The following is a 17,163-nucleotide window of genomic DNA, read 5'->3' on the forward strand; positions in this document are numbered from 1 at the left end:
CTCAGATCACCTCAGGCGCGAGCGAGATGATGCGCATGAAGCGCTTCTCGCGGAGTTCGCGGCCGACCGGACCGAAGATGCGGGTGCCCCGCGGGTCTCCGTCGGCCTTCAAGATCACGGCGGCGTTCTCGTCGAACCGGATGTAGGAGCCGTCGGCCCGCCGCCGCTGCTTGACGGTACGGACGATGACCGCCTTGACGACCTCGCCCTTCTTCACGTTGCCACCCGGGATCGCGTCCTTCACCGTGGCGACGATGGTGTCCCCGATCCCGGCGTAGCGGCGACCGGATCCACCGAGAACCCGGATGCACAAGATCTCCTTGGCACCGGTGTTGTCGGCGACCTTAAGTCGCGACTCCTGCTGAATCATCCGTTCCTTCTTTCAGACATCCGCAACGCGGGACGAATCACTTGGCCTTTTCGAGGATGGCGACCAGCCGCCAGCGCTTCGTGGCGGACAGCGGGCGGGTCTCCATGATCCGCACGCGGTCGCCGACGCCGGCGCTGTTCTCCTCGTCATGAGCCTTCAGTCGGGCGGTCTGGCGGAGCACCTTGCCGTACAGCCGGTGCTTCACCCGATCCTCGACGGCGACGACGACGGTCTTGTCCATCTTGTCGCTGACGACGTACCCGTCGCGGACCTTGCGCCGGCCCCGCTCGGGAGCCTCGGCCGTGGTGTTCTCGGTGTTCACGTCACTCATCTCAGGCCTTCACCGTCTCCTCGGCCACGGCCGAATCGTCCTCGTCCACCAGGTCCGGGTCATCGACGATGCCGAGCACCCGCTCCTGCAGCACGGTGTAGACCCGTGCGATGTCCTTGCGGACCGCACGCAGCCGCCCGTGCGACTCCAGCTGTCCGGTCGCGGCCTGGAAGCGGAGCGTGAACAGCTCCTCCTTCAGCTCCTTGACCTTCTGATCGAGGTCACCGCGGCTCAGGCCGCGCAGCTCAGCTGCGGTGGTGGTCTTCGCCATCAGTTGTCACCACCCTCACGCTTGATGAAACGCGCCTTCATCGGCAGCTTGTGGATCGCCAGCCGCATGGCCTCGCGGGCCACATCCTCGGTCACGCCCGACAGCTCGAACATGACCCGGCCGGCCTTGACGTTCGCGATCCACCATTCCGGGGAACCCTTGCCGGAACCCATCCGGGTCTCGGCCGGCTTCTTGGTCAGCGGGCGGTCCGGGAAGATGTTGATCCACACCTTGCCGCCACGCTTCATGTGCCGGGTCATCGCGATACGCGCGGACTCGATCTGCCGGTTGGTGACGTAGTGGCCTTCCAGAGCCTGGATGCCGTAGTCGCCGAACGCCAGGGACGTGCCGCCCTTGGCCTGGCCGCCACGCTTCGGGTGGTGCTGCTTGCGGAACTTGGTCTTACGGGGCACCAGCATGGCTCACGCCTCCTGTCCTGCGGTGGTCGTCGCGGTCGCCGCGGCTTCGGCCGGTGCGGCGCTCGGGGCAGACTCGGTGGCGGCGTCGGACCGGCGACGGCCGCCCCGCTCGACGCGATCGGCGCGCGACGGACGGTCGCCACGACCGCGGCCCGGGCGGCGGTTGCCACCGGCTGCGGAACGAGCGGCCTTCTGCGCGGCGCGCTCGGCACGGGTGCCGGCCACGTCGCCCTTGTAGATCCAGACCTTCACGCCGATCCGGCCGAAGGTCGTCCGGGCCTCGAAGAACCCGTAGTCGATGTCGGCCCGCAGCGTGTGCAGGGGCACCTGGCCCTCGCGGTAGAACTCGGACCGGCTCATCTCGGCGCCGCCGAGACGACCCGAGCACTGGATCCGGATGCCCTTGGCGCCGGCCCGCATCGCGGACTGCTGCGCCTTGCGCATGGCCCGACGGAACGCGACCCGGGAGGCCAGCTGCTCCGCAACGCCCTGGGCGACCAGCTGCGCGTCGGTCTCGGTGTTCTTCACCTCGAGGATGTTCAGCTGCACCTGCTTGCCGGTCAGCTTCTCCAGCTGGCCACGGACCCGCTCCGCCTCGGCGCCGTTACGGCCGATGACGATGCCCGGCCGCGCGGTGTAGATGTCGACCCGGACCCGGTCCCGGGTCCGCTCGATCTCCACCGAGGAGATGCCGGCCCGCTCGAGGCCCTTGGTCAGCGCCTCGCGGATCTTGACGTCCTCGCCCACGTAGTCGGCGTACTGCTTGTCGGCGTACCACCGGCTCTTGTGGTCGGTCGAGATGCCCAGCCGGAAGCCGTGCGGATTGATCTTCTGACCCATGTCCTCAGGCCTCCTTGCTTTCCTTGGGCTCGACTACCACGGTGATGTGGCTGGACCGCTTGAGGATCCGGCTCGCGCTGCCCTTGGCGCGGGCCCGGATGCGTCGCATCGTCATGCCCTCGTCCACGAACGCCTGCGAGATGTAGAGGTCGTCACGGCGGAGGTTGTCGGTCTGCTCGGCGTTGGCGGCGGCGCTGGCCACCACCTTGTACACCGGCTCGCTCGCGGCCTGCGGGGCGAACTGCAGCGTGGCCAGGGCCTCGCTGACAGGCAGCCCGCGGACCAGGTCGACGACCCGGCGCACCTTGCTGGCCGAGATCCGGACCTGCTTCGCGATCGCGTACGAACCCGGGCGGTCACCGAGGAGGGTGGCGCGGCGGCTCGGCCGGGCCTTCTCTGCGTTGCTCATTGATTCCTTCTCCTCTTACCGCCGCCGGGACTTCCGGTCGTCCTTCTCGTGGCCCCGGAAGGTCCGGGTCGGCGCGAACTCGCCCAGCTTGTGACCCACCATCGAGTCGCTGACGAAGACCGGAACGTGCTTGCGTCCGTCATGCACAGCGATGGTGTGGCCGATCATGTCGGGCACGATCATCGAGCGCCGGGACCAGGTCCTGATCACGGTCTTGCTGCCCTTGGCGTTCTGAGCCTCGACCTTCTTGGCCAAGTGCTCGTCCACGAAGGGACCCTTCTTCAGGCTGCGTGGCATTGTTCACAAACTCCTGATCAGCGCTTCTTGCCGGTGCGACGACGGCGGACGATCTGGCGATTGCTCGCCTTGTTCTTGTTCCGGGTCCGGCCTTCCGGCTTGCCCCACGGGGAAACCGGGTGACGACCACCGGAGGTCTTGCCCTCGCCACCACCGTGCGGGTGGTCGACCGGGTTCATGGCGACACCACGGACCGACGGGCGCTTGCCCTTCCACCGGGAGCGACCCGCCTTGCTCCAGTTGATGTTGGACTGCTCGGCGTTGCCGACCTCGCCCACCGTGGCGCGGCAGCGGACATCCACCATCCGCATCTCGCCGGACGGCATCCGCAGCGTGGCGTTCTTGCCCTCGCGGGCGACCAGCTGGATGCTGGCGCCGGCGGACCGGCCCAGCTTGGCCCCGCCACCCGGCCGCAGTTCGACCGCGTGGATCGTGGTGCCGACCGGGATGTTGCGCAGCGGCAGGTTGTTGCCGGGCTTGATGTCGGCGCCTTCACCGGCCTCGACCGCAGCACCCTGGTTCAGGCCCAGCGGGGCGATGATGTAGCGCTTCTCGCCGTCGGCGTAGTGCAGCAGCGCGATCCGGGCGGTGCGGTTCGGGTCGTACTCGATGTGAGCGACCTTGGCCGGGACACCGTCCTTGTCGTACCGCCGGAAGTCGACCAGCCGGTAGGACTGCTTGTGGCCGCCGCCGATGTGCCGGGTGGTGATCCGGCCGGTGTTGTTCCGGCCTCCGGTCTTCGGGCTGGGCACGAGCAGCGACTTCTCCGGGGTGGAGCGAGTCAGCTCGACGAAGTCGGCGACGCTACCGCCACGGCGGCCGGGCGTCGTCGGCTTGTACTTGCGGATTCCCATGTCTCGTCTCGTCCTCTCGCTCAGACCGCGCTGGAGAAGATGTCGATGTGCTCACCGTCGGCGACGGTGACGATCGCGCGCTTGGTGTCCGGACGACGGCCCCAGCCGAAGCGGGTGCGGCGACGCTTTCCCTTGCGGTTGATCGTGTTCACGCCGATCACGTTGACCTTGAACACCGTCTCGACGGCGATCTTGATCTCCGTCTTGTTGGCGTCGGTCGCGACCTGGAACGTGTACTTGTTCTCGTCCAGCAGGCCGTAGCTCTTCTCGCTCACCACAGGAGCGAGCAGGATGTCGCGATGATCGCGGTACTTCACTGGGTTGCTCATTCGGACTTCTCCTTGGCTCCGGCATCGCCCTTGGTCGGAGCGAAGCCTGCGGCCTCAGCGGCCTCGACGCTGTTGAACCACACCTCGGCGATCGTGCGCTCGTAGTGCGACGACTCGGGCGTGTGGAACTTCTTGGAGTCCTCGTTGCCCTTGATGTCGTACCCGGCCGGCGGGTTCTCACCGACGTAGGACCCGTCACCGTACGGCTGGCTTTCGGCGGCCTCGGCGGCACCGGAGGTGCGGCCGACGTAGGCGGCCAGCGCGGCCGAGGTGAACACGACCGCGTCGTTGACCAGCACGTCGTAGGCGTTCAGCTGATCGACCGCGAGGGCGTGCACCGCCGGCGCGTTGCGCAGGCTCAGCCAGGACAGGTCGTCGTCGCGGTGCAGCACCACGAGGACCCGGTCGGACTCGGTGATCGCGGCCAGCGCGGCGAGGGCCGTCTTGGTGGACGGGGTCTCGCCGGTGACCAGCGAGCTGACCACGTGGACGCGGCCGCCGCGGGCCCGGTCGGAGAGCGCCCCGCGCAGGGCGGCGGCGATCATCTTCTTCGGGGTCCGCTGGGAGTAGTTACGCGGCTGCGGGCCGTGCACGACGCCGCCACCCGTGTACTGCGGAGCCCGGATCGAGCCCTGCCGGGCGCGGCCGGTGCCCTTCTGCCGGTACGGCTTCGCACCGCCACCGCGAACCTCGCCGCGACCCTTGGTCGCGTGGGTGCCCTGCCGGGCCGCCGCCAGCTGGGCGGTGACGACCTGGTGGATCAGCGGGATGTTGGCGGTGACGTCGAACAGCTCCGCGGGCAGCTCGGCCGAACCGGCCTTGGCGCCCGACGCGTCGAGCACGTCGATCGTCTTGGTCTCGTTCTGAACGGCGGTCATGCCGCACCACCTTCCTTGCCGGCCTTCTTGGCAGCGGTGCGCAGGACGACGAGGCCGCCCTTGGCGCCCGGAATCGCGCCCTCGATGAGGATCAGGCCGCGCTCGGTGTCGATCGAATGGACGGTGAGGTTCTGCACGGTGACCTGCTCGGCACCCATCCGGCCGGCCATCCGCAGGCCCTTGAACACACGACCGGGGGTCGCGCAGCCACCGATGGAGCCGGGGGCGCGGTGCTTGCGGTGCACACCGTGGCTGGCCCGGAGACCGTGGAAGCCGTGACGCTTCATGACACCGGCGGTGCCCTTGCCCTTGCTGACGCCGGTCACGTCCAGCACCTCGCCGCTGGCGAACACCTCGGCGGTCAGTTCCTGACCGAGGGTGTACTCGCCGGCGTCGGTGGTGCGGATCTCGACCAGGTGCTTGCGCGGGGTCACGCCGGCGCGGTCGAAGTGACCGGCGGACGGCTTGGTGACCTGCTTGGCCTTGACGGCGCCGAAGCCCATCTGGACGGCGGAGTAGCCGTCGGAGTCAGCGGTGCGGACCTGGGTGACGACACAGGGTCCGGCCTGGATCACGGTGACCGGTACGACACGGTTGTTCTCGTCCCAGAGCTGGGTCATGCCGAGCTTGGTGCCCAGCAGGCCCTTCACCTTGCGTTCTGCATTCATGGCGGTCATCGGTTGCAGTCCTTAGAGCTTGATCTCGATGTCGACACCGGCCGGGAGATCGAGGCGCATCAGCGAATCGACCGTCTTCGGGGTGGGATCGATGATGTCGATCAGCCGCTTGTGGGTGCGCATCTCGAAGTGCTCCCGGCTGTCCTTGTACTTGTGCGGAGAACGGATCACGCAGAACACGTTCTTCTCGGTCGGCAGCGGCACCGGGCCGGCAACCTTGGCCCCCGTACGGGTCACCGTGTCGACGATCTTGCGCGCCGAGGAGTCGATCACCTCGTGGTCATAGGCCTTGAGCCTGATGCGGATCTTCTGTCCCGCCACGTCATCGTCCTTACTGTCGTACTAACCGGCTTGGGTTCTGCCACCGTGCTCCGACCCCCGAGGTCGGGCGTGTCGTGCGCACCCGGCACAGCATGGCTAGGCCCTGCCTTGCCGGGATTGTCGACGCGCCGACCCAATCGGATCGGGCCTTGAGGTCTCGCGGTTCGGTGCTTACGCTCCCCCTGGCAGCGCAATACACCCCGGCGACCCCGTCGGAGCAACCCGACAATCTTGGCAGACACGACCATCGAGGGCAAATCCGGCCGGGAACCAGCACCGCCGACTCGAGAGTGCCGGGCCGCCGATAGTGTCAGTGGCCGTGTCCGGACTCCTGATCGCCACCCTCGCGATGACCTTGTGCGCCGTCGTCCTGCTCGTCGTGACGATCGTGCTGTTCGTCCGCACCCGGCAGTTCCTGTCGGAGGCGGTCCGAGTGCCGGGGCAGATCGTCGGGTCCGAAACCCGGACGTCCCGCAACCGCAGCTCCGGCCGCCGGACCCGACTCTACAGCCCGGTCTTCACCTTCCTCGGTCCCGACGGCCAGGAGCACCGGGTGACCTCGTCATGGAGGACCAGCACCCCGCCGACCCTCGGCGACGTGACGGTGCTGGTGCCGCCGGCCGATCCCGGCCGGGCCGTGATCGACCGGTTCGCGTCGCGCTGGACCGGACCGATCGTCGCCGGTTGCGTGACCCTGGCGTTCGTCGTCGCGGCCGTCGTCCTGATCGTGGTCTCCGCCGCCGGCTGAGCGGCGCCGACCGGGCTCAGTCGACCGCGACGGTGAGCAGGATCGCCGCGTCGGTGATCGCGCGCAGGCCGTGTCGTTGCCGCGGCACGGCGACCAGTTCGCCGGTCCGGACCGGCTGCCGCCGCTCGCCGACGCTCAACTCCACCTCCCCGCTGATCACCTGGAGGGACGCGGCCGGCGGCGCGAAGTGCTCGCCCAGTTCGGCGTCCTTGAGCAGGGCGGTCAACGTCGCTCGCTGGGCGGCGCCCGAGATCAAGGTACGAGACGCTCGTCGGGCCGTTGCCGACCCGGCCTGGGTCAGCAGTTCGGTGGCCAACCCGGTCAGGTCGGCCGGCTGGTGCTGCGCGACATGATCATTCACGGAATCCACCTCGCCGTGGTCGGAGTGGGTGCTGCCGGTTGATCTCTCCCCTCGACCATAAGTCTTCCGGGCCACCCACAGGTTTCCTAACCTTGGAAAGTATGTCGACGACGCCAGCCCGGACAGGACGAAGGACTCGATGACCACCACCCAGCTTTGGCAACCGCATGATCGCCCGGCCGGCGGGACGGACGAGGACGGTGCGGAACAGCACCGGCGGATCCCGGTCGACCTCGACGGTCCCGGCCCCGCCCTCGACCTCGAGGTCACCAGCCGGTCGGAGGTCGAGGCCGTGATCACTCCGGTCGGTCCCGGCGTGGCCGAGCTCCGGCTCACGCCGCGACGGACGACGGTGATCAGGGCCGCCTGGCAGCTGCCGGCCACCGACGTGGTCACCACCTGGACGCCGAGCGGTGGTCACCGCGGGCTGCCGGCGTTCTGGCACCGGCCGCGCACCTCGAGCCTGGAGAAGGGTGCGCCGGTCGCGTCGTTGATCGGCACCGGGGACCGCGCATTGTGCACGTTCGCGGTGGCGGAGGGCGTCCGCCCGGTACGGATCCGGACCGGCGTGGTCGAGGAGACCGGGGAGTTCGCCTGCTGGGTCGAGCAGACGGCCGCGCCGGACCGGCCGCTGCTGCTCCGGCTGGACCTGAGCGGCCGGCCGTTCGCCGACACGCTGGCCGGCGTCGCCGCCTGGTGGGCGGAGCACTATCCCGCCGAGCCCGCCCCGCTGGCGGCCCGGACGCCGGTCTACTCGACCTGGTACGCAATGCATCAGTACGTCAGCGCTGCAGACGTCGAGCGGCAGGCCGGGCCGGCGGCCGAGCTCGGCTGCACGATGATCATCGTCGACGACGGCTGGCACAGCACCGACCGCAATCGAGGGTACGGGTACGTCGGCGAATGGGACCCGTCACCGGCGGCGTTCCCGGACCTGACCGGCCACGTCGCCACCGTGCACGAGACCGGGCTCACCTACCTGCTCTGGTACGCGATCCCCTTCGTCGGCAGGAAGACGGAGCTGTGGTCCCGCGTCGAGCCGTACACCCTGGTGGTCCGCGAGGACCTGGACGCCGGCGTGCTGGACCCGCGTTATCCGGCGATCCGGACCTTGATCGTCGACCGGCTCAGCCGCGCGGTGACCGAGTGGGGCATGGACGGGCTCAAGATCGACTTCGTGGACCAGTTCGCGGTCGAGGACCCGCCGGCGGCCGGTCCGGAGGCGGACTGCGCGGACGTGACCGAGGGCGTCGACCGGTTGCTCGGCGAGCTTCATGATCGTTTCGAGGCGGCGGGGAAGCAGCCGTTGATCGAGTTGCGGCAGCCGTACGTGAGCCCGGGACTGTGGCGGCACGCGACCATGATCAGGGCCGGCGACTGCCCGCTCAGCGCCGTCCAGAACCGGCAGAGCACGGTCGACCTGCGCCTGATCGCGGGCCCGCTGGCGGTGCACGCCGACATGCTGATGTGGCATCCGGACGAGAAGCCGGAACAGGTCGCCGCGCAGTTGATCAACGTCCTGTTCTCGGTGCCGCAGATCTCGGTCGACCTGACCCGGCAGACCCCGGATCAGCTGGCCACGTTGAGATTCTGGCTGGACTTCGGCGTCGCGAACGCCGAGGTGCTGCAGCACGGCCGGCTCACCCCGGTCCGGCCGGATCTCGGCTATCCGCTGGTGATCGCCGACGGCGACCAGCTGCGGATCGTCGGCCGCTACGCGCCGTTCCCGATCACCGCTCCGGCCGACCGGACCCTGCTGGTCGCCAACGCCGACGCCTCGACCGCGGTGGCGCTGACCGCTGCCGCGCCGGTTGCCGCCACCGCCACGGTGCTGGACTGCGGCGGTCGTGAGGTCAGCCGGGCCGAGGTCCGGATCACGCCCGGCGGGACCATGATCGAGGTTCCGGTCGGCGGCCTGCTCCGGCTGGAACCGGTCAGCTGATCACGATCTTGTCGAGCTCCGGCGCCCGGGCCTGGTGGTTGTAGAACCGGATCGTGTTGATGCCGTTGATCAACGGCACCGGCACGATCGCGGTGCTCACCCGGTCCGGGGTCCCGATCATGATCAGTTCGATCGAGTCGGCTCCGTTGACACTGATCCGGTACGCCTGCGTGCCGTCGACGATCGCGTGCACGGTCAGCTGCCTGGTCGCGGTCTCGGTGGACAGGATCCCCTTCACGGTGGCGAAGTCGTAGACGTTGCCGCCGATGTTGATCAGCTTCCTGCCGCCGGAGCAGAGCCGGCAGTAGACCGGCTCGACAGCACCCTCGTAGAGGTTGCCGACCCGCTCCGCCTCGTACGCCCCGGGTGAGGTGTCGGGCGGCGGCAGCTGCACCGGAGGGGTCGCCGGTCCGTGCTGCCACGCCTTCAGGTCCTTGATCAACAGGTGGGTGTCCTGCAGTCCGGCGCTCTTGATGCTGCGGTAGATGCCCCACTTCGGCCGGTTGTACTGCTCCGCGGACCAGAAGAGGTCGACGTCGCCGACCCGCTGGTCGACCAGCGGCCGGTCGCGATCGTCGCGCAGCGTCCAGCGGACGTAGCCGTCGTCGGCGGACCGCCATTCGACCGTCGTGGTCACCCAGCGGTTCTGCAGGGGCGCCAGATCGTGGGTGGCGATCGGGTGGACCGCGTCGTCGCGGGTCCAGTAGCGCGCCTCGATCTTCGGCACCCCGTTCTTGATCGGCAGGCTGAGCTGGAGCAACGGAGTGCCGATGTCGGAGGTCTTCACCTGCCAGATGTGGCTGAACGAGCTCGTCGCGTCGAGGGTGTCCGGGATGAACATCCGCCAGCTGAGCCGCCAGAGCTCGTCCTTCCTGATCTCCAGCGGCACGCCTTCGCGGGTGCGCATTCCGCGGACCTCGTTGCGCATCCGGTCCGAGCCGTCCCGGTCGACCAGGTGCGCATCGAACCGGTACGCGTCATCGTCGACGTAGACGTGCGGGCTGCCTTCCGGGTGGGAGCCGCGCCGATCGTCCTCCAGTGCTTCGAACGCGCCGACCCCGTCGGTGTCGGGGCGCGGTTGCCAGCGCAGCTCCCAGCGGTCCGGGCCGGCGCCGTCCGGCTGGGCCGCCGCCGGAGACACCGTGACCGAGCCGGTCAGGACCAGGCCGAGCATGATCAACAGGGCGGTCGAGCATCGTGATCGTTTCATGATCGACTCCTCACCGGGTGATCCGGACGGTGCAGCCGCCGTTGGTCGCGACCGGCAGTTCGAGCGTCGCCCCAGCCTCGACCTCGGAGGTCTGCACGACGATCCGATCTCCGTCGGCGTCCAGATACGCCTCGGCGGCCCAGACGCCGTGATCAAGGAAGTCCAGCGGTACCGAGAGGGTGCGGGCCGGGCCGGAGCTGCCGGCACCGACGTACCAGTCGTCACCGTGCCGCCGGGCCAGCACCACATGATCGGCCGGATCGCCGGACAACAGCCGCGTCTCGTCCCAGACCACCGGCACCCGGCTGAGCAGGCGCATCGCCTCCGGCATCGACCGGTAGACGTCCATCGAGTCGGCGAAGTGCTGGAGGCCGGACTCGAAGATCACCGAGAGCGCCAGTTCGAAGCCCGTCGAGATGGTGCGGACGGCGCTGAAGGTGCAGGGCGTGAAGTCCATCGGACCCTGCACGTTCCTGGTGAACGCGAGGGCCAGATAGTGGGTCGGCGGGTAGAGCGGCTCCTTGCCCGGCTTCGGCTTGATCCACTCGGCGCCCTTGACCGCCTCGGCAGACAGGAACTGCGGCCAGGTGCGCTCGGTTCCGCGCGGGATGGTGCCGCCGTGGAACACCACCATCAGGCCGGTGCGGGCGGTCGCGGCCAGGATCTCGTCGAACCAGCGGATCCGTTCCTGTCCGTCGGACTCGGTGAAGTCGATCTTGACGCCGACGGCGCCCCAGTCCTTCCAGAGTTCCAGCTTCTCCCGGTGCTCCAGCTCGGTGTCCAGATGCTGCCAGTGCGACCACAGAAAGACACCGATCCCCCGCTCACGAGCGTACGCGATCACCTCCGGCGCCCAGTCCCGGTGCCAGCCCGAGTCGAGCAGTACGTACGGCCAGCCGACGGACACCGCGAAGTCGATCCAGGCCCGCTGCGCCTCGGGATCCCGGCAGGAGGGGCCGTCGGACCACCAGGACCAGGCCGCGACGCCCGGCACCACCCAGGACGGGTCGGCGATCCGGGACGCCGGTGCCAGGCTGGTCACCAGGTCACTGGCGACGATCGCGTCCAGGCCGCCGATGATCATGGTCCGCCAGGGCGTGGTCAGCGGACTGGCCGAGGTCACGTACGGTCCGGGCAGGTCCACCGCGAACCGCTCGCCGTCGTAGCTCAGCCGCGACCCGGCGTACCCGCCGTCCAGCCCCGACTCGGTGATCATGACCCAGAGTCCGTCCAGGCCGAACAGCGCCGGGTAGCCGTACCGGATCCGGTCGGCCGCGGCCACCGTGGTCTGGTGCTGGATCTCCTCGTAGTCGCACCGGCCGTTGTCGTACGGCAGCAGGACGGCTCGGGCCTCGGGCGCGATCCGGTAGCCGGACAGTTCCTCACAGACGGTCACCGGTCCGGTCCACGGCACCCGGTAGCGGTAGCCGATTCCTTGAGCGCTCACCTGGACCTGCAGCTCGAGCCGGTCGTCGCCCTTGGTGAAGGAGAGCGACCATTCGGTGGCGCGGTGGTGGTGATCACGCCGCTTGCCGATCATGGTCCGGTACGTCTCGTCGACGGCTCGCTCCGTGATCGTTTCGAACGCGAGCCCGGTCGCCAGGTCGGCGTGGGCGGTCCGCAGGCCGAGCGGCGACGGCGCGATCACCGGCTGCCCGGCGTGCCTGGCCTCGAACCGGAGTTCACCCGCCTCGGTCAGCTCGACGACGGCTTCCTGCGCGCCGTAGGTCAGTTTCCAGCTGGGCATCGGGTCTCCTCGATTGACGGAACGATCATGAACGGCTTCCGGCCACCGACTCGGTGCGGCCGGAGGCGGCGGAGGTGAGCAGGGCGTCGAGCAGGGCCACGCTGTGCCGGTTGTCGGCGGCCGGTGACGTCGGTGTGCCCCGGCCGTCCGCGGCGTCGAGGAATTCGCGCAGCACGCCGGCCCGATCTCCCGGTCCGGTCCGCTCCGGCACCGGCAGCCTGGTGATCATCCCGTCCGGAGCGGTGAGCGTCACGCACTGCGCGTCCGGCTCACCGTCGAAGGTGTCCTCGCCCCAGGTCAGCAGCGCGCCGTCGCCGCTGATCGTCCACCGACCGGGCCAGCCGGTCGTCGGCCCGGTGCCGTCGGTCGACAACCGGTAGTTGATCACCAGGCCCGACTCCAGCGTGATCAGCGCGTCCGCGCCGGTGGTCGGGTCGAGCCGGTCGGCGAGCGGCGTGTGCGGGACGCAGGTCACCGAACGCCCGTTGGCGTCGAAGAGGTGCCGGGCCAGGTCCAGATGGTGGATCGCCAGTTCGATCAGGGCGTGGCTGCGGACCCCGCCGTGATCACGGTGCCAGCGAACCGACACCGACCGGAGCCGGCCGAGCCGGCCGCTCCGGATCGACTCCCGGACCACCGGGACCGCCGCTCCCCAGCGGTAGTTCTGGTCGATCGCGAAGACCACGCCCCTGGCCTCGGCGAGCTCGGCCAGTTCGGCGGCCTGACCGGCGTCCACGGTCAGCGGCTTCTCCAGCAGCAGATGGCACCCGGCCGCCAGTGCCTCCTGCGCGACGGCGTAGTGCGCCGGCCAGGCCACCGGGGCCAGCACGATCCGGCAGTCCGGGTTGGCGGCCAGGGCTTCCGTCAGGGTGCCGTGCAGCGAGCTCTCGGCGACGCCGGTCAGATCACGGAAAGCCGTCCGTGCCTGCTCGGAGCGGTCCACCCAGCCGACCACCTCCACGTCACCGAGGGACGGGACGACCTTGGTCCCCCAGCTGACTCCCCACTGTCCCAGACCGACCTGGATGATCTTGTACGGGCCTGATACGTGCCCTGAGCCTGCCGAAGGGCCTTGGGTGATCATCGGGCCTGCCCTTCGACAGGCTCAGGGACCGATGGGGCGTCGCGCCACCAACCCTCGGGCGAATTCGGAACTCGGGCTTCGATGACTCGATGCGGTGTCGCGGGGGCGGCCCAGCGGGCGATGTTGCCGAGGGCCCGCCGGATGTCCGGATGGTCGTAGATCGGGTATTCCTCGTGTCCGGCGGCCAGGAAGAACACCCGGCCCCGGCCTCGCCGCCAGCCGCAACCGCTGCGCAACACCTCACCGCCGGAGTAACCGGTGATGAAGATCAGCTCGTCCGGAGCCGGCACGTCCAGCGGCTCGCCGTACATCTCGCCGGCCGGCAGCTCGATCGGATTCGGCAGCCCGTCGGCGATCTCGTGACCCGGTTCGACGGTCCAGATCAGTTCCCGGTCGCCGTGTCGCCAGCAGCTCATCCGGCAGCTGGTGCCGAGCAGCGCCTCGGCGATCCTGGCGTTGATCGCCGAGTGCAGCAGGACCAGGCCCATCCCGGCCAGCACGTGCCGACGGACCCGTTCGACGACCTCGTCGGCCACCCGGTCGTGCCGCAGGTGCGCCCACCAGAACAGGACGTCGGTGCCGGCCAGCACCTCCTCGGTGAGCCCGTGCTCCGGTTGATCAAGGGTCGCGGTACCGATGCCGGCATTCGCACCGAAGTACTCGGCCAGGCCGGCGGCCACGGAGGCGTGGATCCCGTCCGGATAGACGGCTGCGATCCTCGGGTCGGAGCGTTCCTGGTGGTACTCGTTCCATACGGTCAGTTGCATGCTGCTCCCAGGTCAGCGGCCACCGAGGCCGGTCAGGGTGATGCCGCGGATGAAGTACTTCTCTGCGGCCAGGAAGGTGATCAGGATCGGGATCAACGCGATCACCGATACCGCCATCATCAGGTGGTACTGGGTGTCGTACTGTCCGCGGAACATCGCGATGCCGAGCGGAATGGTGAACTTCTCGGTACTGCGCAGATAGATCAGCGGGTCCAGGTATTCCGGCCAAGTGCCGATGAACGAGAGCAGGGTGACCGTGGCGATCGCCGGCCGGGACAGCGGCAGCATGATCGACCAGAGGATCCGCACCTCGCCGGCCCCGTCCATCCGGGCCGAGTCGACCAGTTCCTCCGGGATCGTGGTGAAGAACTGGCGCAGCAGGAAGATCAACAACGCGGTGCCGAAGAAGTTGGGCAGCACCAGCGGCAGGTACGTGTCCACCCAGCCCAGCTTGGCGAACAGCAGGTACTTCGGCACCAGCGTGACCTGGGCCGGGATCATCATCGTCGCCAGCAGAGCCAGGAACATCGGCCCGCGCAGCCTGGCCCGGAGCCGGGCGAACGCGTACGCGGGCAGGATGCAGGAGACCAGGTTCCCGATCATGGACAACGCGGTGACCAGAATGCTGTTGACCAGGAACTGGTTGAACGGCATCGCGGTCCAGGCCCGCGGGTAGTTCTCCGGGTGCACCGTGTCCGGGAAGAACTCCGGCGGGGTACGGATCACGGCACTCTCCGACTTGAGCGACGTGGACACCATCCAGAGCAGCGGCAGCAGAAACGCCGCGCTGGTCAGAATCAGCACCAGGTACGCGCCTGCTCGCTCGACCCGTGCGATCCGCGCCCGGCTGCGGGCCCGCTCCCGTACCGGCGTCCAGGGCGCCTCAAGGCTGTGCGATGTCATCTCGACCCCCTTTACTTGTGCTCGTAGTGCACCCAGCGGCGGGCGAGCACGAACTGGATCGCGGTGAAGACCATGATCAGGAAGAACAGCGCCCAGGCGATCGTCGAGGCGTACCCCATCTCGAAGTACTGAAAGGCGTAGCGGAAGACGTACAGCCCGAGCACCAGGGTCGCGTTGTTGGGCCCGCCGTCGGTCATGAACAAGATCAGCGAGTACGCCTGCAGACTGCCGATGAAGCCGACAATCAGGTTGAAGAAGATGATCGGCGACATCATCGGCACCGTGACGTGGCGGAACCTGCTCCACCAGCCGGCCCCGTCCAGCTGGGCGACCTCGTACAGGTGATCCGGGATGCCCTGCAGCCCGGCCAGGAAGATCACCATCGCGTTGCCGGTGGTCCAGACGGACATGATGATCAAGCCTGGGATGGCCCAGTTCGGGTCCAACAGCCAGCCGGGACCGACCAGCCCGACGAGTCCGAGCAGCCGGTTCACCAGGCCGTAGTCGGGATGCAGCAGGTTGACCCAGAGCAGCGCGGTCGCGATCCCGGACAGCACCGACGGCAGGTAGATGATCGTCCGGAAGATCGACTGCCCGGCCACCCTGAGATTCAGCATCAGGGCCAGCACGAAGTTGAAGATCACGCCGCAGAGCGCCGAACCGGCTCCGAAGTAGGCCGTGTTGCGCACCGCGATGCCGAAGTTCGGATCGGCCAGCAGCTTGGTGTAGTTGGCCACGCCGACGAACTTCGGCGTCCCGAGCAGTTCCCAGTCGGTGAAGCTGATCACCAGCGAGGCGACGATCGGCCCGCCGCTGAAGAAGACGAATCCGATCAGCCACGGCAACGCGAACAGGTGGAACCGGCGGCTCTCGCGACGGGCCAGCCGGGACCGGCCGTGGCGCACCGAACGGCGCGGCGCCGAGCGGCGGCCAGGATCGGCGACCGCGACGGACATCAACCCTCCTGCAGGATCGGCGTCACGTCGGCGGTGATCTTGGCCAGGCCGTCGGCCAGCGGCATCGCCCCGGCCCGGACCTGGTCCCAGGTGACCTTGGCGGTGTCCTCGATCTTCTTCGTGTTGACCCCGCGGAGCACCCCGTCCGAGCCGGCGTAGCCGGTGATCGCCTCCCGGCCGGCCTTGGCCACCGCCGGCGGCAGCTTCAGGTCGGCCAGGTTCTGGTCGAACGTCGACAGCCGGGACGGCGGGGTCAGGTTGAAGTAGCGCTGCCCGGCCGTCGACATCAGGGCGTTCAGCACGATCCAGGAGGCCTCCGGGTTCTTGGCCTTGGTGCTCAGCCCGTAGGCACTGCCGACCTGCGGCGAGAACCGGCCGGCCGGGCCCTTCGGCATCTGGGTGAGACCCCAGTCGAACTTGTCCTTCCCCTCCAGGCGTTGCAGGGCGGGGATGATCCAGAGCCCGTTCACCGACATCGCTGCGTGGTTGGTCCGGAACGGGTCGGCGTCCTCCAGGGCCTGCATCTCGGCGATGCTCGGCACCGCCTGATGCTTCACCTGCAGGTCGACCCACGGCGTCAGGGCGTCCAGGGCAGCCTGTTCCTGTAGCTGGACGGTCTTCTCGTCCGGACTGAGGAACCGGGCACCGTACGGCAGCAGGTGGACCGGGGTCAGGTCGGCCTTCATCTGCGGCATCGCCGTGTAGCCGTACACCTTGTTGACGCCGCTGCCGGAGGTGAGCTCGACCGCGACCTCGAACAGCTTGTCCCAGGTCCAGCTCTCGTCCGGCTCGTCGAGCCCGGCGGCGGAGAACAGGTCCCGGTTGAAGAACAGCATCTTCGGCGCCGAGTCGGACGGGATTCCGTAGTGCTTCCCGTCGCGGACCCAGTAGCTGTAGGCGGCCTCGGTGAAGTCGTCCAGGCCGAAGTCGGGCGTCGCCGCGACGTACTCGTCGATCGGCGCCAGAACGTTGTTGCTGATCAGGTTCTGCGCCCACGAGTAATGGCAGTAGAGCAGGTCCGGCAGCGAGCCGCCGGCGGCCGCGGTCAGGTACTTGGTCAGGTAGTCGCCGAAGGACGTCACCTCGCGCTTGATCTGGATGTTCGGGTGCAGCTCGCGGAAGAAGTACGCGAACTGCTGGTGCCTGATCTCGGCGTCCTCGGAGGCGGTGATCGCCAGCGTCACGGTGGTCGGCTGGGTCGGCTCGGCGACGTCGGTCTTCGGCCAGTCCAGGCTCTTGAAGAACTTCTCGGCCTCCGCCAACGGATAGGCCGCATTCTCCGGCGGCGTCGGCAGCGGCTCGATGGTCTCGGCAGCACACGCTCCGAGCAGGGGCACGGCAGCGGTCAGACCGAGCAGGTGGCGCCGGGACAGGCCTGTGGCCAGGGGCGAGAACGGGGATTCGGGATGTCTCATCGTTGGGACCTCGGGCTTCGACAAAGGAAAGGGA

At 68.7% G+C, this 17,163-nt stretch carries 22 protein-coding genes; 2 read left to right on the forward strand and 20 right to left on the reverse strand.

Annotation, left to right across the window (positions count from 1 at the left end):
* Position 1: 1 nt before the first annotated feature.
* Genes rplN through rpsJ form a run of 12 tightly spaced genes read right to left on the reverse strand, consistent with a single transcriptional unit; the run spans position 2 to position 5,996 of the window.
* Entirely contained in the window at positions 2–370 is a 369-nt protein-coding gene (rplN, locus tag ACFQU4_RS20445) for a 50S ribosomal protein L14 (RefSeq protein ID WP_152361902.1), read from the reverse strand.
* 37 nt (positions 371–407) lie between these two features.
* Positions 408–701 (reverse strand): 30S ribosomal protein S17, encoded by a 294-nt coding sequence (gene rpsQ, locus ACFQU4_RS20450; RefSeq protein WP_377495323.1) that lies wholly within the window; start codon positions 699–701, stop codon positions 408–410.
* 1 nt (position 702) lies between these two features.
* A complete protein-coding gene (rpmC, locus tag ACFQU4_RS20455) occupies positions 703–972 on the reverse strand; it encodes a 50S ribosomal protein L29 (protein ID WP_377495325.1) in 270 nt (89 codons plus the stop codon).
* Entirely contained in the window at positions 972–1,391 is a 420-nt protein-coding gene (rplP, locus tag ACFQU4_RS20460) for a 50S ribosomal protein L16 (RefSeq protein WP_377495327.1), read from the reverse strand. The genes rpmC and rplP overlap by 1 nt, the downstream gene beginning before the upstream one ends.
* Before the next feature lie 3 nt (positions 1,392–1,394).
* A complete protein-coding gene (gene rpsC / locus ACFQU4_RS20465) occupies positions 1,395–2,231 on the reverse strand; it encodes a 30S ribosomal protein S3 (protein WP_377495329.1) in 837 nt (278 codons plus the stop codon).
* A 4-nt stretch (positions 2,232–2,235) separates the two neighbouring features.
* Positions 2,236–2,640, reverse strand: a complete 405-nt coding sequence (gene rplV, locus ACFQU4_RS20470; RefSeq protein WP_377495331.1) for a 50S ribosomal protein L22 — start codon at positions 2,638–2,640, stop codon at positions 2,236–2,238.
* A gap of 15 nt (positions 2,641–2,655) precedes the next feature.
* Entirely contained in the window at positions 2,656–2,937 is a 282-nt protein-coding gene (gene rpsS, locus ACFQU4_RS20475) for a 30S ribosomal protein S19 (protein ID WP_377495333.1), read from the reverse strand.
* Positions 2,938–2,954: 17 nt separating this feature from the next.
* Positions 2,955–3,791 (reverse strand): 50S ribosomal protein L2, encoded by an 837-nt coding sequence (gene rplB / locus ACFQU4_RS20480; protein ID WP_377495335.1) that lies wholly within the window; start codon positions 3,789–3,791, stop codon positions 2,955–2,957.
* 20 nt (positions 3,792–3,811) lie between these two features.
* Positions 3,812–4,120 (reverse strand): 50S ribosomal protein L23, encoded by a 309-nt coding sequence (gene rplW, locus ACFQU4_RS20485; protein ID WP_218871249.1) that lies wholly within the window; start codon positions 4,118–4,120, stop codon positions 3,812–3,814.
* The gene (rplD, locus tag ACFQU4_RS20490) at positions 4,117–4,998 is read right to left on the reverse strand and encodes a 50S ribosomal protein L4 (RefSeq protein ID WP_377495338.1); all 882 of its coding nucleotides are present in this window, start codon (positions 4,996–4,998) and stop codon (positions 4,117–4,119) included. Before rplD ends, rplW begins: the two co-directional genes overlap by 4 nt.
* Positions 4,995–5,666: a 50S ribosomal protein L3 gene (gene rplC / locus ACFQU4_RS20495; protein ID WP_377495777.1), complete on the reverse strand. Its 672-nt coding sequence runs from the start codon at positions 5,664–5,666 to the stop codon at positions 4,995–4,997. Before rplC ends, rplD begins: the two co-directional genes overlap by 4 nt.
* Before the next feature lie 21 nt (positions 5,667–5,687).
* Positions 5,688–5,996 carry a 30S ribosomal protein S10 gene (rpsJ, locus tag ACFQU4_RS20500; RefSeq protein ID WP_012923688.1) on the reverse strand — a complete coding sequence of 103 codons (309 nt, stop codon included), beginning with the start codon at positions 5,994–5,996 and terminating at the stop codon, positions 5,688–5,690.
* Positions 5,997–6,315: 319 nt separating this feature from the next.
* On the opposite strand from rpsJ, the gene ACFQU4_RS20505 reads away from it, so the two are divergent.
* The gene (locus ACFQU4_RS20505; protein WP_377495341.1) at positions 6,316–6,744 is read left to right on the forward strand and encodes a DUF3592 domain-containing protein; all 429 of its coding nucleotides are present in this window, start codon (positions 6,316–6,318) and stop codon (positions 6,742–6,744) included.
* Positions 6,745–6,760: 16 nt separating this feature from the next.
* Here the strand turns inward: ACFQU4_RS20505 and ACFQU4_RS20510 are convergent, their stop codons facing one another.
* Positions 6,761–7,105 carry a LuxR family transcriptional regulator gene (locus tag ACFQU4_RS20510; RefSeq protein WP_377495343.1) on the reverse strand — a complete coding sequence of 115 codons (345 nt, stop codon included), beginning with the start codon at positions 7,103–7,105 and terminating at the stop codon, positions 6,761–6,763.
* A gap of 139 nt (positions 7,106–7,244) precedes the next feature.
* On the opposite strand from ACFQU4_RS20510, the gene ACFQU4_RS20515 reads away from it, so the two are divergent.
* Positions 7,245–9,047, forward strand: coding sequence for a glycoside hydrolase family 36 protein (locus tag ACFQU4_RS20515; RefSeq protein WP_377495345.1), 1,803 nt, complete (start codon positions 7,245–7,247; stop codon positions 9,045–9,047).
* On the opposite strand, the gene ACFQU4_RS20520 is transcribed toward ACFQU4_RS20515, so the two are convergent.
* Genes ACFQU4_RS20520 through ACFQU4_RS20550 form a run of 7 tightly spaced genes read right to left on the reverse strand, consistent with a single transcriptional unit; the run spans position 9,040 to position 17,129 of the window.
* A complete protein-coding gene (locus ACFQU4_RS20520) occupies positions 9,040–10,257 on the reverse strand; it encodes a hypothetical protein (RefSeq protein WP_377495347.1) in 1,218 nt (405 codons plus the stop codon). The two genes, ACFQU4_RS20515 and ACFQU4_RS20520, sit on opposite strands and share 8 nt — an antisense overlap.
* A 10-nt stretch (positions 10,258–10,267) precedes the next feature.
* Entirely contained in the window at positions 10,268–12,004 is a 1,737-nt protein-coding gene (locus ACFQU4_RS20525) for a glycoside hydrolase family 97 catalytic domain-containing protein (RefSeq protein WP_377495350.1), read from the reverse strand.
* Between the two features lie 25 nt (positions 12,005–12,029).
* On the reverse strand, positions 12,030–13,088 hold the full coding sequence (locus ACFQU4_RS20530) for a Gfo/Idh/MocA family protein (protein WP_377495352.1): 1,059 nt from the start codon (positions 13,086–13,088) through the stop codon (positions 12,030–12,032).
* On the reverse strand, positions 13,085–13,855 hold the full coding sequence (locus ACFQU4_RS20535) for a ThuA domain-containing protein (RefSeq protein WP_377495354.1): 771 nt from the start codon (positions 13,853–13,855) through the stop codon (positions 13,085–13,087). The genes ACFQU4_RS20530 and ACFQU4_RS20535 overlap by 4 nt, the downstream gene beginning before the upstream one ends.
* A gap of 12 nt (positions 13,856–13,867) precedes the next feature.
* Positions 13,868–14,758: a carbohydrate ABC transporter permease gene (locus tag ACFQU4_RS20540; protein ID WP_377495356.1), complete on the reverse strand. Its 891-nt coding sequence runs from the start codon at positions 14,756–14,758 to the stop codon at positions 13,868–13,870.
* Positions 14,759–14,769: 11 nt separating this feature from the next.
* Complete coding sequence (locus ACFQU4_RS20545) at positions 14,770–15,714, reverse strand: carbohydrate ABC transporter permease (RefSeq protein ID WP_377495358.1); 945 nt, start codon at positions 15,712–15,714, stop codon at positions 14,770–14,772.
* Positions 15,714–17,129: an ABC transporter substrate-binding protein gene (locus ACFQU4_RS20550; protein WP_377495360.1), complete on the reverse strand. Its 1,416-nt coding sequence runs from the start codon at positions 17,127–17,129 to the stop codon at positions 15,714–15,716. Before ACFQU4_RS20550 ends, ACFQU4_RS20545 begins: the two co-directional genes overlap by 1 nt.
* Between the last annotated feature and the right edge of the window lie 34 nt (positions 17,130–17,163).

Origin of the sequence: Microlunatus sp. GCM10028923, from assembly GCF_042666975.1 — a bacterium.
GTDB lineage: Bacteria > Actinomycetota > Actinomycetes > Propionibacteriales > Propionibacteriaceae > Microlunatus.

What these genes read in the sequence shown, in the direction of transcription:
- rplP (WP_377495327.1), bottom strand. Translation starts at nt 1,391, where the DNA reads ATGCTGGTGCCCCGTAAGACCAAGTTCCGCAAGCAGCACCACCCGAAG.
- rplC (WP_377495777.1), bottom strand. Translation starts at nt 5,666, where the DNA reads ATGAATGCAGAACGCAAGGTGAAGGGCCTGCTGGGCACCAAGCTCGGC.
- ACFQU4_RS20515 (WP_377495345.1), top strand. Translation starts at nt 7,245, where the DNA reads ATGACCACCACCCAGCTTTGGCAACCGCATGATCGCCCGGCCGGCGGG.
- rplN (WP_152361902.1), bottom strand. Translation starts at nt 370, where the DNA reads ATGATTCAGCAGGAGTCGCGACTTAAGGTCGCCGACAACACCGGTGCC.
- ACFQU4_RS20550 (WP_377495360.1), bottom strand. Translation starts at nt 17,129, where the DNA reads ATGAGACATCCCGAATCCCCGTTCTCGCCCCTGGCCACAGGCCTGTCC.
- ACFQU4_RS20520 (WP_377495347.1), bottom strand. Translation starts at nt 10,257, where the DNA reads ATGAAACGATCACGATGCTCGACCGCCCTGTTGATCATGCTCGGCCTG.
- rpmC (WP_377495325.1), bottom strand. Translation starts at nt 972, where the DNA reads ATGGCGAAGACCACCACCGCAGCTGAGCTGCGCGGCCTGAGCCGCGGT.
- rplD (WP_377495338.1), bottom strand. Translation starts at nt 4,998, where the DNA reads ATGACCGCCGTTCAGAACGAGACCAAGACGATCGACGTGCTCGACGCG.
- rplB (WP_377495335.1), bottom strand. Translation starts at nt 3,791, where the DNA reads ATGGGAATCCGCAAGTACAAGCCGACGACGCCCGGCCGCCGTGGCGGT.
- ACFQU4_RS20525 (WP_377495350.1), bottom strand. Translation starts at nt 12,004, where the DNA reads ATGCCCAGCTGGAAACTGACCTACGGCGCGCAGGAAGCCGTCGTCGAG.
- rpsS (WP_377495333.1), bottom strand. Translation starts at nt 2,937, where the DNA reads ATGCCACGCAGCCTGAAGAAGGGTCCCTTCGTGGACGAGCACTTGGCC.
- rplV (WP_377495331.1), bottom strand. Translation starts at nt 2,640, where the DNA reads ATGAGCAACGCAGAGAAGGCCCGGCCGAGCCGCCGCGCCACCCTCCTC.
- rpsQ (WP_377495323.1), bottom strand. Translation starts at nt 701, where the DNA reads ATGAGTGACGTGAACACCGAGAACACCACGGCCGAGGCTCCCGAGCGG.
- rplW (WP_218871249.1), bottom strand. Translation starts at nt 4,120, where the DNA reads ATGAGCAACCCAGTGAAGTACCGCGATCATCGCGACATCCTGCTCGCT.
- ACFQU4_RS20530 (WP_377495352.1), bottom strand. Translation starts at nt 13,088, where the DNA reads ATGATCACCCAAGGCCCTTCGGCAGGCTCAGGGCACGTATCAGGCCCG.
- ACFQU4_RS20540 (WP_377495356.1), bottom strand. Translation starts at nt 14,758, where the DNA reads ATGACATCGCACAGCCTTGAGGCGCCCTGGACGCCGGTACGGGAGCGG.
- ACFQU4_RS20535 (WP_377495354.1), bottom strand. Translation starts at nt 13,855, where the DNA reads ATGCAACTGACCGTATGGAACGAGTACCACCAGGAACGCTCCGACCCG.
- rpsC (WP_377495329.1), bottom strand. Translation starts at nt 2,231, where the DNA reads ATGGGTCAGAAGATCAATCCGCACGGCTTCCGGCTGGGCATCTCGACC.
- ACFQU4_RS20545 (WP_377495358.1), bottom strand. Translation starts at nt 15,714, where the DNA reads ATGTCCGTCGCGGTCGCCGATCCTGGCCGCCGCTCGGCGCCGCGCCGT.